The sequence below is a fragment of the Exiguobacterium sp. SH31 genome, from assembly GCF_001816105.1.
In the GTDB taxonomy this organism is placed as follows: domain Bacteria; phylum Bacillota; class Bacilli; order Exiguobacteriales; family Exiguobacteriaceae; genus Exiguobacterium; species Exiguobacterium aurantiacum_A.
Genome location: NZ_LYTG01000063.1, coordinates 1 through 19,992, shown reverse-complemented (window position 1 = coordinate 19,992; position 19,992 = coordinate 1). Strand labels below are relative to the sequence as shown.

Annotated in this window: 20 protein-coding genes; 5 read left to right on the top strand and 15 right to left on the bottom strand. The window is 51.0% G+C overall.

Annotation, left to right across the window (positions count from 1 at the left end; all coding sequences use genetic code 11):
• Positions 1-28: 28 nt before the first annotated feature.
• The gene (locus tag A6395_RS09295) at positions 29-325 is read right to left on the bottom strand and encodes a hypothetical protein (protein WP_070328089.1); all 297 of its coding nucleotides are present in this window, start codon (positions 323-325) and stop codon (positions 29-31) included.
• Entirely contained in the window at positions 322-2,514 is a 2,193-nt protein-coding gene (locus tag A6395_RS09290) for a malate synthase G (protein WP_071398799.1), read from the bottom strand. Before A6395_RS09290 ends, A6395_RS09295 begins: the two co-directional genes overlap by 4 nt.
• A 180-nt stretch (positions 2,515-2,694) precedes the next feature.
• On the opposite strand from A6395_RS09290, the gene A6395_RS09285 reads away from it, so the two are divergent.
• Positions 2,695-3,141: a MarR family winged helix-turn-helix transcriptional regulator gene (locus tag A6395_RS09285; protein ID WP_070328087.1), complete on the top strand. Its 447-nt coding sequence runs from the start codon at positions 2,695-2,697 to the stop codon at positions 3,139-3,141.
• A complete protein-coding gene (locus tag A6395_RS09280) occupies positions 3,138-3,773 on the top strand; it encodes a nitroreductase family protein (protein WP_071398798.1) in 636 nt (211 codons plus the stop codon). Before A6395_RS09285 ends, A6395_RS09280 begins: the two co-directional genes overlap by 4 nt.
• A gap of 38 nt (positions 3,774-3,811) precedes the next feature.
• On the opposite strand, the gene A6395_RS09275 is transcribed toward A6395_RS09280, so the two are convergent.
• The 8 genes from A6395_RS09275 to A6395_RS09240 all read right to left on the bottom strand — a co-directional run bounded on the left by A6395_RS09275 (position 3,812) and on the right by A6395_RS09240 (position 10,039).
• On the bottom strand, positions 3,812-4,474 hold the full coding sequence (locus A6395_RS09275; protein ID WP_070328085.1) for an NAD(P)H-dependent oxidoreductase: 663 nt from the start codon (positions 4,472-4,474) through the stop codon (positions 3,812-3,814).
• A gap of 16 nt (positions 4,475-4,490) precedes the next feature.
• Entirely contained in the window at positions 4,491-5,102 is a 612-nt protein-coding gene (locus A6395_RS09270) for a class I SAM-dependent methyltransferase (protein WP_071398797.1), read from the bottom strand.
• Positions 5,095-5,796 (bottom strand): ABC transporter permease family protein, encoded by a 702-nt coding sequence (locus A6395_RS09265; RefSeq protein WP_071398796.1) that lies wholly within the window; start codon positions 5,794-5,796, stop codon positions 5,095-5,097. The genes A6395_RS09270 and A6395_RS09265 overlap by 8 nt, the downstream gene beginning before the upstream one ends.
• A complete protein-coding gene (locus A6395_RS09260; protein ID WP_071398795.1) occupies positions 5,793-6,521 on the bottom strand; it encodes a GntR family transcriptional regulator in 729 nt (242 codons plus the stop codon). Before A6395_RS09260 ends, A6395_RS09265 begins: the two co-directional genes overlap by 4 nt.
• Before the next feature lie 80 nt (positions 6,522-6,601).
• Positions 6,602-8,026 carry a glycoside hydrolase family 1 protein gene (locus tag A6395_RS09255; protein ID WP_071398794.1) on the bottom strand — a complete coding sequence of 475 codons (1,425 nt, stop codon included), beginning with the start codon at positions 8,024-8,026 and terminating at the stop codon, positions 6,602-6,604.
• Positions 8,027-8,058: 32 nt separating this feature from the next.
• Positions 8,059-9,369 (bottom strand): PTS cellobiose transporter subunit IIC, encoded by a 1,311-nt coding sequence (gene celB, locus A6395_RS09250; RefSeq protein WP_071398812.1) that lies wholly within the window; start codon positions 9,367-9,369, stop codon positions 8,059-8,061.
• Between the two features lie 23 nt (positions 9,370-9,392).
• On the bottom strand, positions 9,393-9,737 hold the full coding sequence (locus tag A6395_RS09245) for a PTS sugar transporter subunit IIA (RefSeq protein ID WP_071398793.1): 345 nt from the start codon (positions 9,735-9,737) through the stop codon (positions 9,393-9,395).
• Between the two features lie 5 nt (positions 9,738-9,742).
• A complete protein-coding gene (locus A6395_RS09240; RefSeq protein WP_071398792.1) occupies positions 9,743-10,039 on the bottom strand; it encodes a PTS sugar transporter subunit IIB in 297 nt (98 codons plus the stop codon).
• Between the two features lie 141 nt (positions 10,040-10,180).
• Between A6395_RS09240 and A6395_RS15760 the strand changes: the two genes are divergently transcribed.
• Positions 10,181-11,965 (top strand): type I phosphomannose isomerase catalytic subunit, encoded by a 1,785-nt coding sequence (locus tag A6395_RS15760; RefSeq protein ID WP_159429460.1) that lies wholly within the window; start codon positions 10,181-10,183, stop codon positions 11,963-11,965.
• A 12-nt stretch (positions 11,966-11,977) separates the two neighbouring features.
• Positions 11,978-12,850: an ROK family protein gene (locus tag A6395_RS09230; RefSeq protein ID WP_071398791.1), complete on the top strand. Its 873-nt coding sequence runs from the start codon at positions 11,978-11,980 to the stop codon at positions 12,848-12,850.
• Positions 12,851-12,893: 43 nt separating this feature from the next.
• Here the strand turns inward: A6395_RS09230 and A6395_RS09225 are convergent, their stop codons facing one another.
• Together A6395_RS09225 and A6395_RS09220 are read right to left on the bottom strand one after the other, a co-directional pair.
• Positions 12,894-13,388 carry a hypothetical protein gene (locus tag A6395_RS09225; protein ID WP_071398790.1) on the bottom strand — a complete coding sequence of 165 codons (495 nt, stop codon included), beginning with the start codon at positions 13,386-13,388 and terminating at the stop codon, positions 12,894-12,896.
• Positions 13,385-14,902, bottom strand: coding sequence for a GGDEF domain-containing protein (locus tag A6395_RS09220; protein WP_071398789.1), 1,518 nt, complete (start codon positions 14,900-14,902; stop codon positions 13,385-13,387). Before A6395_RS09220 ends, A6395_RS09225 begins: the two co-directional genes overlap by 4 nt.
• Positions 14,903-15,121: 219 nt before the next feature.
• On the opposite strand from A6395_RS09220, the gene A6395_RS09215 reads away from it, so the two are divergent.
• Complete coding sequence (locus A6395_RS09215; RefSeq protein WP_071398788.1) at positions 15,122-15,556, top strand: DUF6188 family protein; 435 nt, start codon at positions 15,122-15,124, stop codon at positions 15,554-15,556.
• Between the two features lie 130 nt (positions 15,557-15,686).
• Here A6395_RS09215 and A6395_RS09210 read toward each other — a convergent pair whose 3' ends face one another.
• The 3 genes from A6395_RS09210 to licT all read right to left on the bottom strand — a co-directional run bounded on the left by A6395_RS09210 (position 15,687) and on the right by licT (position 19,950).
• Positions 15,687-17,132: a glycoside hydrolase family 1 protein gene (locus A6395_RS09210; RefSeq protein WP_071398787.1), complete on the bottom strand. Its 1,446-nt coding sequence runs from the start codon at positions 17,130-17,132 to the stop codon at positions 15,687-15,689.
• Positions 17,133-17,147: 15 nt separating this feature from the next.
• On the bottom strand, positions 17,148-18,998 hold the full coding sequence (locus tag A6395_RS09205) for a beta-glucoside-specific PTS transporter subunit IIABC (protein ID WP_071398786.1): 1,851 nt from the start codon (positions 18,996-18,998) through the stop codon (positions 17,148-17,150).
• A 100-nt stretch (positions 18,999-19,098) separates the two neighbouring features.
• Positions 19,099-19,950 carry a BglG family transcription antiterminator LicT gene (gene licT, locus A6395_RS09200; protein WP_071398785.1) on the bottom strand — a complete coding sequence of 284 codons (852 nt, stop codon included), beginning with the start codon at positions 19,948-19,950 and terminating at the stop codon, positions 19,099-19,101.
• Between the last annotated feature and the right edge of the window lie 42 nt (positions 19,951-19,992).

The window sequence follows — 19,992 nt, the reverse complement described above, 5'->3', positions numbered from 1 at the left end:
AAATTGTTATATAACAGATGTTGCAAACTTAATCCAAGTAGGCGCAGCATTCGAGTGCCGACTTGAACGTCGAATGTTCCATCCCACAACTGCGGCAGACGTTTTCCTCGTCCCGCTCTTCTGGTTTGCGGAATACGACGACTTCCTCGACCGGTTCTTTCATGATTTGGAGCGAACCGTCCGTCCGATCGAGCACGAGGCGCATCAAGTCGTTGCCATATACGAATGCGGTATTGGCGAGTGTCGCTGTCGACTCTCCAGAGACGATGCGGCGGACGACCCAACGTTCGATTAACTGTTCGCTTTCGATTTTTTTCGTTGTCATGATGATGCTCCTCCTTTTAAGTTCAATTCAAGTGTCGACTGTGTCAAAAACTCACGGCGGCGGCGATGCAAGATCGGTTCCGTGTACCCGCTTGGCGAATCCGTTCCTTGGAACACTAAGTCTTTTGCTGCTTGATACGCGATCGAGTCGGTCACGTCCGGCGTCATTGGCCGGTAGTTCGGGTCGGCCGCGTTCTGCTTGTCGACGACTTCAGCCATCCGGTACATCGTCGCTTCGATTTGCTCACGCGTACAGACACCATGATAGAGCCAGTTGGCCACGTGTTGGCTCGAGATGCGGAGCGTCGCCCGGTCCTCCATCAACCCGATATGGTGGATGTCCGGCACTTTCGAGCAGCCCACGCCTTGCTCGACCCAGCGGACGACATAACCGAGCAGCCCTTGCAGGTTGTTCTCGAGTTCCTCCCTCACTTCATCGTCTGTATAGACGCGTGTCGCGAGCGGAATCTCGAGCAGGCGTTTCCGTTCGCTGTCGATATCGAACGATCGTTGCACCAACTCCCGTTGGACACGGAACGCATCCACTTGATGGTAATGGAGCGCGTGGAGCGTCGCGGCCGTCGGCGACGGGACCCAGGCGGTCGTCGCGCCGGACTCAGCATGGGCGACTTTCTCCCGCATCATGTCGCGCATCTTATCAGGCATCGCCCACATCCCTTTGCCGATTTGGGCTTGTTGATAGAAGTCGGCCGCGAGTCCGGTCAAGACGTTCAAGCGTTCGTAGGCATCGAGCCAAGCCGACGTCTTCATTTCGCCTTTCTTGCGCATCGGCCCAAACGTGAGCGACGTATGGATCTCGTCACCGGTCCGGTCAAGAAAACCAGTATTGATGAAGACGATCCGCTCCTTCACGCGTTCGATGCAGTTTTTCAAGTTGAGCGACGTCCGTCTCTCCTCGTCCATCACACCGACTTTGAGCGTATGGCGCGGCAAGTCGAGCACGTCTTCGATCGCGTCGAACAAGTCGTTCGTGAACGTGACTTCCTTTGAACCGTGCATTTTCGGTTTGACGATGTAGATCGACCGTTCCCGCGAGTTCCGTTTTGAGTCGAGGTGACGGCTCGCGATCAGTGACGTGAAGATGCCGTCAAGGATTCCTTCCGGTACTTCCCTTCCTTGATTGTCGAGCATCAAATCTGTCGTCATCAAGTGACCGACGTTCCGAATGAACAGTAAGGAACGTCCCGGCAGCACGACGTCTCGTCCGTTTCTGCCTGTGTAGCGGCGGTCTTCATTCAGCTGGCGCTTGAGGGGCTTGCCGCCTTTCGTGAACGTCGCTTCGAGCGTGCCGTCCATCAGCCCGAGCCAGTTTTTGTACAGGTGGACCTTGTCCCGAGCGTTGACGGCTGCGACCGAGTCCTCACAGTCGACGATGGCCGATAAGGCAGACTCGAGTTCGATATCGGTGAGCCCTGCCCCATCCGTGCGGCCGATCGGATGGTTCCGGTCAAATTTCAGTTCGGCGTGGAGGCCGTTATGGACGAGCACTAAGCTCGTCGGACTGTCCGGATTCCCGACGTAACCGATGAAACAGTCATTGCTGAACGGGACGTCTTGTCCGTTGATGATGGCGTATGGTTCATCGGCGCGAACCGCGTATCCTTCCGCGTTCCGGTGCGAACCCGTTAGAAGCGGGAACGTGTCGTCGAGGTATTGTTTGGCGTAAGCGATGACCGCTTTACCCCGGACCGGATTGTAGCCGGCCGACTTCGTTTTTCCGTCCGCTTCATCGATGACGTCCGTTCCATACAGCGCGTCATAAAGACTTCCCCAGCGTGCGTTCGCCGCGTTCAGTGCATAGCGTGCATTGTCGAGCGGGACGACGAGCTGTGGTCCGGCTTGCTGTGTGATCTCCGAATCGACACCTGAGACGTCGATACTAAAATCAGGGACGACCGGTTCGATGTAGCCGATCGATTGGAGGAAGCGTTCGTAGCTGACAAGGTCAAAGTCTTGTTTCTGTTCGCTGTACCACTTCTGTAACAGTCGCTCAAACGACTCCCGTTTGTGAAGCAACGCCTCATTTCGAGGAATGAACTCGTCTAGTATGCGCTCGACTCCTTGCCAAAACTGATGCCCCGTCTCTGCTCCTGGCAATACATGAGCCGAGACGAAGTCGAGGAGCTCCTGATGTACGCGATAAGTTCCTACTTGTGTATACTGTTCCAAGCCTTCACATCCTCCCGTATTTGTTGTTATATATCAGTTGACTTTAATATAGACTATTATATAACAGTTTGGCAACAGGTTTTTTAAAACTTTTTATTTGCCGGCAATCGAAAAACACGTTAGGATAGATTACATGACCCATCAATGATTGAGTCATCAATTAGTTAAGGAGGGTTATGGATGCGCGAATCTTGTTCGCCTAGCGACCAAATTCTCTACAACGTCATCACTGTACAAAAAGAACTCAGCCAGCTGTTCGATACCGAAATGGATGGACTGAGCCTGACCCGATACGATATTTTGAGCAACTTGAATCACGTCGGTCCACTTCGCCAACGCGAGCTGCAACAGCGCGTCGATGTCGATCACGCGGCCATCACCCGTCACTTGAAACAACTCGAGACGCAAGGGCTGATCGCTCGTGAACGATGTCTTCAAGACAATCGCGTCATCTACGTCGACTTGACCGAGCTCGGTCGCGACAAAATTGCACATTGGACCGAGCAAAAGAAGTGCTTATCGGACCGACTTTTTGTAAACATGAAGGTAGAGGAGCAACAACATTTGCTCGACCTGTTAAATACGTTACAACACAACATTCAACACGAAAGGAAGACCCTAATATGAACACGACAACACAGAAAGACTTTATGGAGATTGTAAAAGGACGCCGTTCGATTCGCGTCTATGACGAGAACGTCAAAATCTCGAAAGACGAAATGACACAAATCCTCGAGGAAGCGACGACAGCACCGTCTTCGCTCAACCTTCAGCCATGGCGCTTCGTCGTCATCGACAGCGCCGCCGGAAAAGAGACACTCCTCCCGCTCTCGAGCTTCAATAAGCGTCAAGTCGAGACGTCATCGGCTGTCATCGCCATCTTCGCCGACTACCAAATGGCCGACTACACGGAAGAGATCTTCAATTCTGCCGTCGAGCGCGGCCTGATGCCTCCTGAAGTCCGCGACCGCCAAGTCGACATAATCAAAGGCATCTTCAAAGACGCACCGAACGAAATGATCAAAGACAGCATCTTGCTCGACTCAGGCCTCGTCGCGATGCAGCTCATGCTCGTCGCCCGTGCCCACGGCTACGACACGAACCCGATCGGCGGCTACGATAAGAAGAATATCGCCGAAGCGTTCGGTCTCGAGAAAGAACGCTACCTCCCGGTCATGCTCCTCTCGATCGGCAAAGCCGCGGAAGAAGGTTACCCGTCGGTCCGTTTCCCAATCGACCGCATCACAGACTGGAAATAAGCAAAAGCTCAATCGCGTCGAGGCGATTGAGCTTTTTTTCATCCGATGTATTTGACGACCTCGTTGAAGTCGCGGCGCGTCTTCGGCGCGAAATCGCGAGCCCGGTAACCGAACGCAACCATGGCCGAGAGCGACCAGGCCCCGCGTTCCATGACACCTTCTGAAATCAACAGTTCGTCAATCTGTTGTTGGTTGAAGCCCTCGATCGGACATGAGTCGATCCCGATTTGGGCTGCTGCCGTCATCATGTTGCCGAGCGGGATGTACGTCTGGCGCTTGATCCACTCTTGGAACACTCGCTCGTCGTCTAACAGACGGTAATCTTGCTCTTGGAACTCCTGAACTCGTTTGATTCGGAGCGCATATTCATCCTCGGTCCGTCCTTGGACGCCCGTGATGATGTGGCGCAGATAGTCCGAATCATAGCGCATTTCCTGCGGCGTCCGGGCCAAGATCAAGACGAAATGACTCGCCGTCAACGCTTGTCCTTGAGCACCCCACGTGTTGTCCTTAATTTTTTGAAGTAAATCTTCGCGACGGACGACGACGAACTGCCACGGCTCGAAGCCGAATGAGCTCGGTGACAACCGTCCCGTCTCCAGGATAAATTCAAAGTCGCTTTCATCAATCTTGCGGTCCGCGTCGAACTCTTTCGTCGCTTGACGCCAACGGTACGCTTCTAAAATATCTTTTTTCTTCACTCAAATCCACTCCCCATTACCAAGATGACTCCATCATATCAAATCGATAAATGAGAAACCGTTCATGAAGATTCTTCAGCGGCAATCGGACGTCTTGGACGTAACGGAACGGTGTCTCATCATTCAAAAAGTGTAAATAATCGTCGGACGGATAGTAGAGGATGATATCGACCGGACGCGGCGAGAGCTCGACCGAGTCGAGGATGTTGGCAACGACTTGGCGGAACACTTGAACCGAGAACGGGTTGAAGAAATAAAATCGGTTCGCCTCAGGTGGGATCATAAACCGTTCGGCATACGCGCACTCGAACTGGACGCTCCCACGCGACCGATGCTTCTTCGTATAGTTGACCCAGTTTTGAAGCGCCTCCTCGTGATAGCCACCATCCATCTCGACCCCGATGGCGCGGACACGGAACGTGTAGGCGAGATAAAACGGCAACCTCCCTTTCCCGGATCCAAAGTCGACGACCGTGTCCGTCGGCTCGAGCGGATAGGCGTCGCGCAACAAGTCGAGCGCAGCATATGGGGTCGGCTCATAGCGATGGTATTCGACCGAGGTCGGGAAGCCTTGCTGAGGCTTCGCCGTCTCGATTTGTAGCAGTCGCTCATATTGTTGTTCAGTCATGAAAATGTCCCTTCTTGATTTTTTGGAAGAATGAATCATGCAACGCCTCGGCCAAGTCGATTTCGCGATCAAGGTACGGCTGACGCGACATCCAACCTTCCCCGGCATAAAGTGCCAGTGCGACGAAACCACTGCCGAAGGCGACTGCCGCAAGCGGACGGCCGTCAAGGAATGCATATAGGCAAATCAAAGCGATGATCGTGACGCTAACCCGCGACATCCAATGACTTCGCCGAATCTTTAACTGGTACTGAGTCCACATATGGAGCCAAGCGATTAGGAGAACGGATAAGAAGAATGACAAAATTGAAGCATGTGTCCATCCCCACTCGACGAGTACTGGCCTAAACAACGAAACGACCACACCATATTTAATGATCAGCTTGACGATATGATAATACAGCGAATAGCGCTTCAACGCCTTGATGAGCGTCCGCTCTTTGCGTTGCGTGACATCTGCTCGTTCGAACCAAACGAAGAACGTATCGTTGACGACAAGGAGCAGGAAGAGCACCGCCCAAACGAACGCTGAAACGTCGCCGACCCAATCAAGACCGCCTTGCCAGAACAAAATATACTGATAGCCGAGAAAGAATAAGAGCGCAAACATGATGTACAACCGGAGCCGCCGCGTTTTCAAAAGCTTGGCCGCATGGCCCGTGACGCGTTGCTTCAACAGTTGCCGCGCCGTCATCGAACAATATTTACTGAAGAAAAGACAAACTTGTCATAGCGATGCCGAGCGAACGAGTATTCGAACGGTTTTCCGTTACTCAAATAAACGACTTGTTCGACTTCAATGATCGGGTCGGTAATATCATTCTTCAAGTAGAGTTGGTCGTACTCATCAGGCTTATCGGCCCGAATCATCTTATGCGAACTCGTAATTGTGTAGCCAAGTTCCTGCTGGATGTAACTATAGACCGACTTCTCCAAAATTTTACGCGATAGTCCCGTAATCAGATTCGCGACCATGTACGTCAATTCAATGACGTAGGGCTCTTCGTCCACATAGCGGACACGGCGAATCTCATACACCGGTTCCGTCAGCTCGATCATCAAGTGGTCAGCGACTTCCTGGGTCGGGAACTTTACTTCAAAGTCGAGCACTTCACTGCGGAGACTGCGGTCGCCGATGACTTGCGTCAATCCTCTCGTTTCTTTACTGATGATGTTGATCCGTTCTTTTTGGAAGCTGGCCGGTAAGATGAATGTCCCTTTACCGCGCTTCCGATAAATCAGACCTTCCATCACAAGAATCTCGAGGGCACGTTTCATCGTCATGCGGCTGACGCCAAACTCTTCCGCTAATTGAATCTCGTCCGGGAGCGGTGTTTCGAGTTCATAAGCTTGTTCATTGATGCGATGCCGAATCTCATCGGCAATCGATTCATATTTTGGTTTTTTCTTTGTAGACATATTCCACCTCATGTATAGACATATACGAATAATATATCAAAAAAAGCTGACAAAGAGTAGGTCCTTGTCAGCTTTTCCTATTATTCTGTAAATCCATGATCAGCAGTCACTTGTTTGAACCAGTGCCCAGACTTTTTGACGGTCCGCTCCTGGGTCGCTAAATCGACACCAACGAATCCATAGCGATTCTTATAGGCGTTGCTCCATGACCAGTTGTCCATGAACGTCCATAAGTGATAGCCCTTAACGTTCGCGCCTTCTTCGAGCGCCCGATGCGTCCATTTCAAATGCTCCCGAATGAAGTCGATCCGGTAGTCGTCTTGGACGCTACCGTCAGCGTCACGGTAACGCTCTTCTCCTTCGACGCCCATCCCGTTCTCCGAGATGAAGCATGGAATATTGCCGTAATTGTCTTTCAAGTTGATTAAGATGTCATAAACGCCTTGCTCATAAATTTCCCAACCACGATACGGGTTCATCTTGCGACCCGGCATCTCATAGAAGTCGAATAAATTCTCCGGCAGGAATGGCGCTTCGGGATTCGGAAGGGCCGCTTTTGCCTTGACCCGACGCGGTTGATAGTAGTTGATGCCGAGAAGATCAATTGTGTTGGCGCGAATGAGCTCCAAGTCTCCAGGTTGCAGCTCCGGCATCGCGTCTTGTTCACGCAACACATCGATGAGCTCTTCAGGGAACGTCCCGAGCACAGACGGATCCAAGAACGAGCGGTTGAAGATGGCATCTGCCACTTGTGAGGCCTTCACATCGGCCGGGTGTTGGCTACGTGGATACGACGGCGTCAAATTCAGGATGATCCCGATTTGACCGGCCTGCCCCTGCTCCCGGTATGCCTGGATGGCGAGCGCGCTCGATAAGATTGAATGGTAAGCGACTTGGACGGCACGCTTGAAATCGACGACGTTCGGATAGTGGAAATCGTACAAGTAACCACCTTCGACCGGCACGATCGGTTCATTATGGGTGAACCACGTCGTCACACGGTCTCCGAAAAGTTTGAAACACGTCTTTGCGAACTGTATGTAAGCATCGACGACGTCACGTGATTCCCAGCCGCCTCGGTCTTGAAGCGCCATCGGCATGTCAAAGTGATACAAGTTGATGAACGGCTCAATGCCATGATTGATGAGACAATCGATCACGTTGTTATAAAACGTGATCGCCTCATCATTGACCTTGCCGACGCCTTCAGGAAACAGACGTGACCACGAGATTGAGAAGCGGAACGTGTTATGTCCGAGTTCTTTCATGAGCGCGATATCTTGCTCGTACAAATGATAGAAGTTAGACGCTTCGGTCGCGCTGACCCCATTGAAGAATCGGTTCGGTTGTTGCATATACCAGTAATCCCAAATATTTAAGCCTTTACCACCTTCAAACGCCGCACCTTCCATTTGCGTCGCCGAAGAGGCCGTCCCCCACCAAAAATCGGTCGGGAATTGATATGTCACTACTGATGATGTTTTCGTTTCTGTCGGGTTCGTCATAAACTCTCTCTCCCTTATTCTCTATTTCTTCTTTACACCGCTTCGTCTGTCTGGTTAGCGGCTTCTTCCTGTTCTTTCTTCAAGTTCAAACGGTCAATAAATTTAAGGAACGGGAACCACACCGCCAAGATAATCAAGAAGTTGACGAGTTGAAGTAATCCGCCGGCGAGTGAATTCGTCGCCATCATCCCGCTGATGAACATCGGAACGGTCCAAGGGACTGCGACTCCGGTCGGTGGCGGGACGAGCCCTGTCGACATCGCAAAGTAAGTGACCGTGACCGTTATGAGTGGAGCGACAATCCACGGAATCATGATGAGCGGATTCATGACAATCGGCAGACCGAAAATGACCGGTTCGTTGACGTTAAAGATCCCTGGTCCGAGTGACAGTTTCCCGATTTGCTTCAACTGTTTCGATTTCAGGAACAATAAGATCGCTACGATGACGGCAAGCGTCGAGCCCGAGCCACCAAGGCCGACCGTATAGATCTCGACAAACTGTTTACTGATGATGTTCGGCACATCTCCGGTCGCCGTGTACGCGTTCAAGTTTTCAAGCGACAACGTATTCCAAATCGGATCCATGACCGAGTTGACGATGACTTGTCCGTGCAACCCGAAGAACCAGAACAATTGGACGAAGAAGATCGCAATTAACGTTGGCACGAGACCGTTGCCTAATTTAACGAGTGGCTGTTGGACGACGTTGAAAATGACGTCATGTAAGTTCGTATTGAACAAGCTCGTCACAACGATGTTGAGGAGCAAGAAGACCGTCAGCGTCAACAAGGCTGGCACGAGCGCCGAGAACGACTTCGCCACCGCCGGCGGTACGCCGTCCGGCATTTTGATCGTCCAGTTCTTTTGAACGACGAATCGATAAATCTCACCTGAGAGGAACCCGGTGATCATGGCGAGGAACATTCCTTTCGCACCGAGACGGTCGAGCGGGAGGACATTTCCGACCGCTTCTGTCATTCCTTCGACTTCGATGAGGAACGGTGTCAACAAGAGGAACGATACGAGGGAGATCGCCCCACCAAAGACGGCTTCGACGTTGTAACTTTTCGAAAGATAATAGCCAATACCGAAAACGACGAAGATTGACATGATGCCCATCGTGGCCGATGGGGCGTTCCCGAGTGACGATTTGAACGCGTTCAGCGTCCCTTCCGACATGAACTTGTCTAAGAACGGCAAGTTGGCGATGACGACGACGATCGAACCGAACATCGTGATTGGGAATGCGAGCATGAACGCATCCCGTAATACTTGCAAATACCGACTGTTGTTCAAGTAAGTCGCCATCGGCATGAGCAACTTGCTGATCAATAAGAACATTTTGTTGTCCTGTGACATAGGATTCACCCTTCTTGATTAGGATTTACAATCTTTTGCTCGACCATTTCAATCAAACCCGCCGTCAAGTCAAGCATCGTCTGGGTCGACATGAGATGGTCTTCGGCGTGAAGGAGTAACAATGACATGTCTGTCTTCTCCCCGTTCGCCTCTTTTTGAATTTGACCGAAATGCGTCTGATGCGCTTCTTTCAACTGTTCACGCGCTGTCGCTAGCTGCGCTTCAAACGACTCGTACGAACCGTTCTTGTATGTTTGGATGGCTTCTTGGATCGTGCTCCGAGCGTTGCCGCTGTGCAAAATCATCATGAATGCCATCTGTTCTAACGTTAACTCTTCCGTTCCTTCCATGACTCTCACCCCATCAATTTAATTGCTTGTTCATACGCCGCTTTCCCGTTTGCGGTTCCGTAAGCCATCATGTCGATGACTTCGACCGGTTTCGATGTTTGCGCTTTCAATTTATCGAGTAAAAAACGCATTTGTGGCCCGATGAGAATGACGTCCGCCTCTTCCATCTCTTTTCCGACCTGGTCTTGACCGACTGCCCAAATTTTCGCTTCGTCCCCGATCGACTCCGCATGCTGTTGCATTTTCGTGACGAGCAGGCTCGTCGACATGCCCGAACTACAAGCAAGTAATACCTTCTTCATGATTGATCACTCCTTTTTTGAAATCGTTTACAACTTTTATTATACACATGAATCATTTCATGTCTATACTTGATTTAAAGTTTGTTTAGTTTTTAAATTTAAAAGTGTAGACGATAACAAATGAGAGTGAGGAACTTTACTATGAACATCATCCCGTTACAACCGCATTACCAATATCGTCTGTGGGGAGGCGATCGCTTGAAATGTTTCGGTTTTCACTTTGACGAACCTTCGATTGGTGAGGCTTGGACTGCATCAGCCCTGAAACAAGGCGGTTCCATCGTCAGCGCCGGGCCTTATGAGGGCATGACTTTACAAGCACTCTATGAGCAAGCACCTGAACTGTTCGGCATTGATGCCCCTGAATTCCCGTTATTAATCAAGTGGATTGATGCTAACGATGATTTATCGATCCAAGTCCATCCTGATGACGAATTAGCCCAGTCACTTGAAAAAGAACCGTATGGAAAGAATGAATGCTGGTATATTCTCGATGCGCCAGAGGGGAGCGAAATCATCTACGGTCATACATTTGAATCGAAAGACGCATTAAAGCAGGCGCTCGCGGACGGGAACGTGATGACTGGATTAACTCGAAAACCTGTCAGCCGAGGCGATTTTCTATACGTTCCAGCCGGGACCATCCACGCCTTGACGAAAGACTTGTGTGTCCTTGAGATTCAACAGAGTTCGGATACGACGTACCGTCTCTATGACTACGGACGCATGGAAACATCGACTGGACACACCCGTGACCTCCATGTTGAGCAAGGTGCACTCGCCTCGTTCGCACCCCATCTCGACTATGCGGAACCTGTCCTGCGTCTGGATCATTTCCGAAAACAGTTGACACGTAACCCTTATTTCTTCGTTGAAAAATGGAATATCGAACGCGAGGAATCCGTCTCGACGGATACGTTCCGAATCTTGACGGTCGTCGCTGGCTCGCTCGAAATAGATGAACACTTGTTCGAGACAGGCGGTACGATCGTATTGCCGGCCCACCAGTCGTTTGAGGTGAAAGGAAATGCCACCTGTCTCGTTACTGGTGTATCGTCACTAGATAAACAAAAAGCCCGAATCGGAATCGATTTGGGCGGTACTAATACACGCGTCGCGGTCGTTTCAAAAGACGGTCGCGTTGAGAAACAATTTAAGTTTAAGACACACCCCCATCTTGAGATGGAGGCGACGTTAAGAACTATCAGTCAAGCCGTCAAACGCTTCGAACTCGAATATGAGATTGAACATGTCGGGATAGTCGCCCCCGGACCGCTAGACCTCAAACGAGGAACGTTTCTCACTCCGCCTAACCTCCCAAACTGGCATCATCAATACCTAGTTGAACCGTTGTCCGATTTACTTGGCCTCCCTGTCACCTTAGAGAATGATGCGAATGCCGCGGCACTCGCTGAAGCAAAGTTTGGGGCCGGACGTGACGTAGACTCTATCTTTTATGTCACAGTCAGTACAGGGGTCGGTGGCGGTTTTGTTTACAAAAAGCAACTCATAAGTGGTGCTCACGGAAGTGCTGGTGAAATTGGCAACATGATTGTCCGTACCGAAGGACCGATCCATCACACGCTAAACGTCGGTTCGCTTGAGACACATGCTAGTGGTACAGCCCTACATGAACGGGCAAAAGTAAGAGGGTTACATGACACTATGACATTATTGGCAGACGAAACTGAACGAAATAAGTTTGTTGACAGTTTAGCGACAGGTCTCGCGAACATTATCCACACGGTAGACCCCGACATGATTATTCTCGGGGGAGGCGTAACAGCGGCTGCTGCGTTATACTGGAATCAATTGCAGGATGCAGTGAATGTACGGGTCTATCCCCACTTACGTGGAGAGACAAAGCTCGTTTTGCAGCAACTGAAAGGAGACGCCGGCGTGATTGGGGCCGCGTTTTTAGCTTAAGGAGTGAATAGAATGCAACATTATTTAGCCATCGATATCGGTGGTACGAGTATCAAATACGGTGTCGTCCAAACTGATGGGACACTTCTGTCGAACGACCACGTCCCGACCCCTAAGACGTGGAAAGCATTTCTCGAACAGATCGATGCAATCGTGAACAACACGCAAGCCGCGGGACCGATTCAAGGAATCGCCTTTAGCGCTCCCGGCGCCGTCGATTCGTCGACCGGGTTGATTCACGGCGTTACCGCCCTCCCTTACATTCACGAACAGCCTTTCCTCGAGCCGTTTCAAGACCAGTACGACTTACCCGTCACCGTCCTAAACGATGCGAACGCGGCAGCGCTCGCCGAAGGATGGACCGGGGCCGCCGCTTCTTTGAAACGTTATGCGACAGTCGTCATCGGCACGGGTGTCGGTGGTGCTTTTATCGACTCGAACGAAGTCATGGTCGGTTCACACTTCCATGGCGGCGAGTATGGCTATTGGATTCTTGACCCGAATGCCCCCCACCCGGACGGCACGTGGAGTAAAGTCGGTGCGACGGCCGTTCTCGTGAAGCGGTGCAGTGATCGCCTCGGACTGCCCCTCACCGGCAAAGACGTGTTCGACCTTCAATCGGACTCACGTATTCATGAGGAACTCGAAAACTTCTATCGTTGGAATGCGATCGGACTCTACAATCTCCAGTTCGGGCTCGACCCGGAACGGATTTTGATCGGTGGCGGCATCAGCCGGCGGCCTGAAGTCCGTGACGGCATCAAGCGTCACCTCGATGCGCTCACAGATTCGTTCGGTACGTTCCGGATCGACGTCGAGACGTGCGCCCACTTCAATGAGGCCAACTTGATCGGCGCTGTCCGGTTCCACCTTTTAACGAACTAAAAACAGGGTTTCCATCGCCACTTGGTGAAGGAAACCCTGTTTTCTATTGTCTGATTCGGTCCTCATGCAAGTGGTGATACACCTCGTCCCGGATCGCTTGGAGCGTCCGATCATGAACAATCACGTGGGCGCGAATGATGCGGTTCGTCCGCTCATCAATCTTCCGCGTCTCTAGATAGCGATCTAAGATCGGTAAACTGAAATCATCGATTGGCAAATACGTAATCGGGATCACTTCCTGTCCCGATTTAACGGAGACTTGTATCCCGTTCACGTCAGGAAAGAAGTGCGACTCGTAATACGGCTCGATGATGAGCTCGTCTTTCATCGCGTCCCTTACTTCGGGAATTGTCGTCGGCAAGGCAATAAAGTACACCATCTGATCAAACGAGAACGAGACGTCTTGTAACGAGACGTGCAATACCGCCGCCTCACGCTTGGCGATGTGACGTAAGATGAATAGATAGCAGTACCGGCTCGACAGCAAGATGGTCCCGATAAAGGCGACCGCCATCATCATGACGCTAAACTCACTCATAGCGTCACCCCTTCCCAGCGACAGACTTGATTTTTCCCGCGTGACTTGGCCGCATAAAGAGCCTGGTCCGCACATTCAATCAACTGTTCGACCGTCTGATCACGAAGCGTATGCTTCGAGGCGACGCCAAAACTGAGCGTCAACTGCCCATCCGGTTGTTGATTCCCGTGCGTGAATGTTGTACCGAGAACGGCTGAACGAATCGTTTCGGCCACGTGCGTCGCTCCGATCTCATCGAATCGCGGGAGCAAGACGACAAACTCCTCGCCGCCGAACCGATACGCCATCTGTTCATCCGGCACACTTCGGCGAATGACGCTCGCGAGTCGCGTCAACAGTTCATTCCCCGCCAAATGACCGTTCGTATCGTTATAATGTTTGAAGTGGTCGATGTCCATGACGATGAGCGACAGTTCATCTTCATCACATTCGCGGAACAATACATCCAAATCTTGCTCGAACGAGCGATGGTTCTTCAAACGAGTCAGTCCGTCACGGAGCGCTAGCGTCTCAATCCGTTGGTAAAGCGTCGTCTGATGCAACGCAAGCGATGCTTGTTCCGCGATGGGCCGAACCCCATCGATTTTTTGAGGGGTGATTGGCTTCTTGTTGACGACGTTATCGATGACGAGCAATCCGTACGGGATACCTTGATGATGTAACGGGAAGATTGTGCACTCGTCCATCTGTAACTCTGTATGTAATAGTCGTAGCACCGCATCATCGGTGATGCTCGCATAGACGTGTTGCGGTCGGCCCGAGTCGAGTGTCTGTTTAAATACATGATCGGCTTTAAATGGGAACGTCATTTTACGAATTCGCTCGTTCAATGGCTCGTCTTGCGTCGAGTCTGTCTCTTTCTCGTCAATCAATCGTTGAAGGTCATAATGTTGCCGTGTGATTTCTTCCCAAATTTGGTACCCTTCCTCGGGATTCATCGGTCCCGTCCCCATGACGCCGTAAATGCTGTCTTTTTCCGGATCGGCAAAAAAGATGATCGAGCGGTTGAAGCCGAGCCCATGACCTGCCGTCACCGACGTCAAAATTGTCTGTAGGAGACGGTCCGGGTCGAGCGTATCTTGCATCGTGAAGCTGACTTCACGAAACACGTTCAATTGACGAGAGCTTGTCGTCAACATCCGTAACCGATCCGATCGTTCCCGTTTCAATTGTTTAATATAACCGAACAAGAGCGCGGCACCGAGTCCGAAAAAGATATAACTGAGCAACAACGGAAACGATAAGTCTCCTGATTGGCTATAGACGAGCAACCAACCGACAAGAATCGCGGTCACCATGCCCGTCCATTGAAAACAGATGAGGCCGGTCGCGATGAGCAGCAGCACCGACCAATGTAAATCATAAAAGTCGAACAGAATCCCATGCCAAATCACGACAAGGCTACTCGCCCCAACGAGTAGCCAACGGTTCAAAGATGGGGTCGTCATCAAGCGCAGTACGTTGATGACGAGTGTGATCAGGACGATGCCAGCAATCAATAAACCGTATACCATCGCTACCCCTCATTTCGTCAATAGTCATCTCTACACGTCTATTATAGAGCGATTATTTAAATGCGGGACGATATTTGCCCAATCACTGACCAAACTTTTAAGTTCCTTCAAAGATTTTCCAATATTTTCAGACAGGTATTTTACATAATTTCTCCATTTACTTTAGCACAGTAACGTGAAATGATAGAGGCAATTAACCGAATCAAGTGAGGTGGAAGCGTGACCCGCACCGAATATCTCGAGGCAACACAAATTTTACACCATCTATTTACCGCATCCTCATTCGTCGGGATCGACTTTGGTTCAGGCCCGAACCATCATTTACTCTACTTTAAACGAGACGGAGACGACTCTTGGTTATCCATCGAGGGACCATGGCATATCCATACGCCTGCTTTATCGTTCGATGAAGACGAACAACTCCAACATCTCGTTCAACTGCGGCGCGAACGCGTCCGCACCATCCACTTATCCGAAGACAACCCCCATCTTGAACTAACTTTTGAATCCGATGCTGTTTTATATATAAACGGTTACCATGACCAGTTCGAGAGTTGGCAGGCAGGAGATGCTCGGCCGATTGGCGGCGACAAATATCTACTCGTCGCCATGCCCCAAGGTGAGCTTGCACTCTTCGTCGAGGAGGAAGCCTAATGGATTTTTGGATAGAGACACTCTCGTCAATCGGCATGTACATGCTGATTGCTGCCGCTGTCAGCCTCGCCATTATCGTATTGCGTAAAATCACGAAATCATAGAAACAGACGGCCGCGGCCGTCTGTTTCTATTTCACCGTTTCATCTTCAAACAAGCTCGCACCATTTGTTTGAATAACGTCCTGATACCAGAAAAATGAGTCTTTACGTGACCGTTCGAGCGTGCCTGAACCGTCGTCGTGTTTGTCGACATAGATGAAACCATAGCGCTTGCTATATTCACCTGTCGAGGCACTTACGAGGTCGATGCAACCCCAACTCGTATAGCCCATGACTTCGACACCGTCCTCGATTGCTTCGACCATCGCTTTCAAATGGTCACGCAAGTAGTCGATACGGTAATTATCATGGATCGAACCGTCTGCTTCAACTTTGTCATAAGCGCCAAGACCGTTCTCAACGATAAAGAGCGGCAGTTCGTAACGCTCATATAACTTGTTCATAATGACGCGTAGTCCCATCGGATCAATCTCCCAACCCCAATCACTCGCTTTAAGATAAGGATTCTTCACCCCGCTCATGATGTTACCTGCAGCCTCGTCCTCCGTCTTTTCTGCTTTCTCTGTCCGAGACATATAGTAACTGAGCGAGAAGAAGTCGACCGTATTGGCTTTCATCGTCTCGAGATCTCCGTCTTCGATCACGAGCTCGATGCCGTTGTCACGGAAGAACCGTTTCGCAAACGCTGGATACTCCCCGCGCGCATGCACGTCGCCACAGAAGAAGTTCATCATCCGTTCTGCGTCGTGGGCGTACCAAATATCTTCTGGGTTCGAGCTGTACGGATAGACCGGTGCCGCGATGAGCATACAGCCGATTTGCATCGACGGATCGATTTCACGGGCCGCTTTCGTCGCCAAGGCACTCGCGACGAGCTGATGATGGAGCCCTTGATATGTCAACTGCAGCTGGTCATCACCTTCACGGATCGCCATACCGAGGCTGAGCATCGGCATGAACTGCGCGCCGTTGATTTCATTGAACGTGAGCCAATACTTAACCTTCCCTTGATAACGCTCGAACAAGACAAGGCTGTAACGCTCGAAAAAATCGACGAGACGACGATCACGCCAGCCTCCGTATTCTGTCGCCAAATGGAGCGGCAACTCATAGTGCGAGATCGTGACGAGCGGCTCGATTCCTTGCGAAACGAGCTCATCGATGACGCGGTCATAAAATTTGAGTCCGTCTTCGTTCGGTTCGAGCTCGTCGCCGTTCGGGAAGATACGTGACCAAGCAATCGACATCCGGAACGTTTTGAATCCCATCTCTTTGAAGAGTGCGATGTCTTCTTTATACCGGCTGTAGAAATCGATCCCGTCGTGGTTGGGATACGTGTATTCGTCATGAAGTTCAAAATCGAAACTCGGATCATGGATGATTTTCATCCGATTTTTTCCGCCCGGCATGACATCGGCAATCGATAGTCCTTTGCCACCTTCCTGATAACCGCCTTCAAATTGGTTCGCCGCAGTGGCGCCCCCCCATAAAAAGTCTTTCGCTACTTGTTTCATGTTCCGTTTCCTCCCTTAGACTAAGACGCGCAAGACGTCGTGGTTTGGTTCGACGACCCCGACATGTGTCGGCAGGACGTCCAAGTAATTTCCGGTGTTCGTGACGATGATCGGTGTAATCGTGTCGTAGCCTGCTTTTGCAATCGCTTCGAGGTCAAATTTGACTAACACATCCCCTTCTTTGACACGCTGACCGCTTGTCACGAACGCCTCGAAAAACTGTCCGTTCAATTGCACCGTGTCGAGTCCGACGTGGATGAGCACTTCGACGCCGCGATCTGATCGCAGGCCGATTGCATGCTTAGACTGATAGATCGTGACGACGTCTCCGTCGAATGGCGCATAAACGACGCCCTCGCTCGGTTTGATTGCTACTCCTTTACCCATCGCACCGCTCGAGAACACTTCGTCACGGACGATATCGATCGACACGACTTCCCCTTTCACAGGTGCCGATACGGGGAAACCGACGTGTTCAGACACGCTAGGCGCAACTTCCTTAATAGATTGCTCGACCGTATCTGTCTCTTTATGCAACGTATACGTGAGTCCGAAGGCGACAAGCGTCGCGACCGCTAGACCGATCAAGGCACCGTAGAACGTCATATCGAGACCTGCCTCAGGAATCATGACCGGGACACTGAATACACCGAGTCCGCCCATAGCGTAAGCCGCCGTCCCAAGCATGCCTCCAACGACACCTCCGGCCGCCCCACCGATCATTCCAAAGACGAACGGTTTTTTACGCGGAAGCGTCAATCCGTAAATCGCTGGCTCGGTGATCCCGAACACACCGGCAATCGTCGATGATGTGCCGAGCCCTTTCGTTTTCGGATCACGTGCTTTGAGCGTTATCGCAAGCGTCGCCCCGACTTGTCCGAACGTCGCCATCAACACACCAACGACGATCGTATCCATGCCGACGACTGCTAAGTTGTTGATAATGATTGGAACGAGACCCCAGTGGAGACCAAACATGACGAGCACTTGCCAAAATGCGCCGATAAAGGCGATGGCGACAATCGGGCTCAACTCATACAAGAACGAGTAGCCATTCGCCAGACCTTGGCTCGCATACGTCGCGACCGGTCCGATGGCAAGGAACGTGAGCGGGACGACGATCATAAGTGCCATCATCGGTGTCGTAAAGTTCCGGACCGCTTCGTGTGTACGTGCGTTAAAGAATTTTTCGACTTTCGACGACACATATGACGCCAGGATGATCGGGATGACCGATGACGCGTAACTCATCAACACGACCGGAAAATTGAGGAACGTGAGCGTTTCGCCTGCTCCTTGCATCGCGACGATAGCCGGATAGACGAGCGCTCCCCCGATAATCATCCCAATGTATGGATTGCCGCCAAACTTCTTCGCGGCCGAATGTCCGAGAATGACCGGCAAGAAGTAAAACAGCGCATCTGCTGCGGCGTTCAAGACGATATACGTCCCCATGTCTTGTGTTAGCAGACCGAGTGCGACGAGAATCGCAAGTAACCCTTTCAGTAAACCGCTTCCGGCCATCGGGCCGAGAATTGGTGTGAAGATACCGGCAATCACATCAATCAAACGGTTAAAGACACCCGTCTTCTCGTCTTGATCGTTCGACGTCGTTTGGAACCCACCCGCCCCGACCACATCTTCATAAACGTATGGAACGTTGTTACCGATGACGACTTGGAACTGGCCGCCACTTTGTACGACCGTGATGACACCGTCGTGATTTTTCAACACTTCCGGATTTGCCTTTTGTTCATCCTTCAACTTGAACCGCAAACGTGTCGCACAATGGAAGACGCTCTTCACGTTGTCTTTCCCGCCGACATGGCGAATGATGTCTTCAGCGAGTACCTTATATTGGCTCATCTCTCTCACTCCTTCAGTTTTTGTTAAAAAGAAAAACCTAAATGAACGTACACGAGAAGTGTCGTCATTTAGGTTTGGCCTGCATCCGCAGTAACCATCCTTAGGATCGTCGTTCTTTCATTAAGTTTTCGATATGAATCATCATGTAGAGGCGTTCATCAGTCGAGACGTCGTAGTTATACTTGGTGGCAATCAAGCCTTTGATTTTCTCGACGCATTCGTAGGCGTCCGGATAACGCAGTTTCACCATTTCGAACAGCGTCTCGTCGCCCCCTTGTTTAATCTTCTTGCCTGAAGCGAGCCGTTGCACAAAGTACTTCAAATGGGTCAAAAATCGGGAGTAGGCATACGATTCTTCATCCAAATCAATTTGGAAATGGTATGTGATGATTGTGAGGATTGCTTGCGTCGCTCGTGTCATCTCGGTAACGAGGTGAAGGTTCTCACCCTTAGCTCCCGACATCGTCGCATTGACGAGGTGAAGGGCGACCGCGACCGCCTCATCCTCATCGAGCTTGACGTTGTGCCGCTCATTGATGAGGGCGACCGCTTCCTTTCCAATCGCAAATTCTTGTGTGTAAAATCGTTTCACTTCCCAAACGAGAGGGTTGCGGATGATGATTCCATCGCGATATCGGCTGAGTGCAAAATGGATGTGGTCGGCTAATGTCACGTAAAGCGAATCGTGAACGTGTTTATCGAGTCGCGTCTCCGCGAGCTTGACGATTTCTTTGACCGTATCCATCTCCACCGCCGGCATTTCATTCAAAAAATGAACGAACCGTTCGTGGCTTTCTTCACTCTCGAGCGTGAAGATTTTTTCAATCCGTGCTTGATCAATCGCATCACCCGGACGTTTTTGAAACGCAATCCCGCGTCCCATGACGACTTGCTCTTGACCGTTTGCTTGAATGGCCACGACGTTGTTGTTGAACACTTTTGAAATCTGCATGGAACCTATCACCTCCACTCATGTTCGATTGAAAAGAAAAAA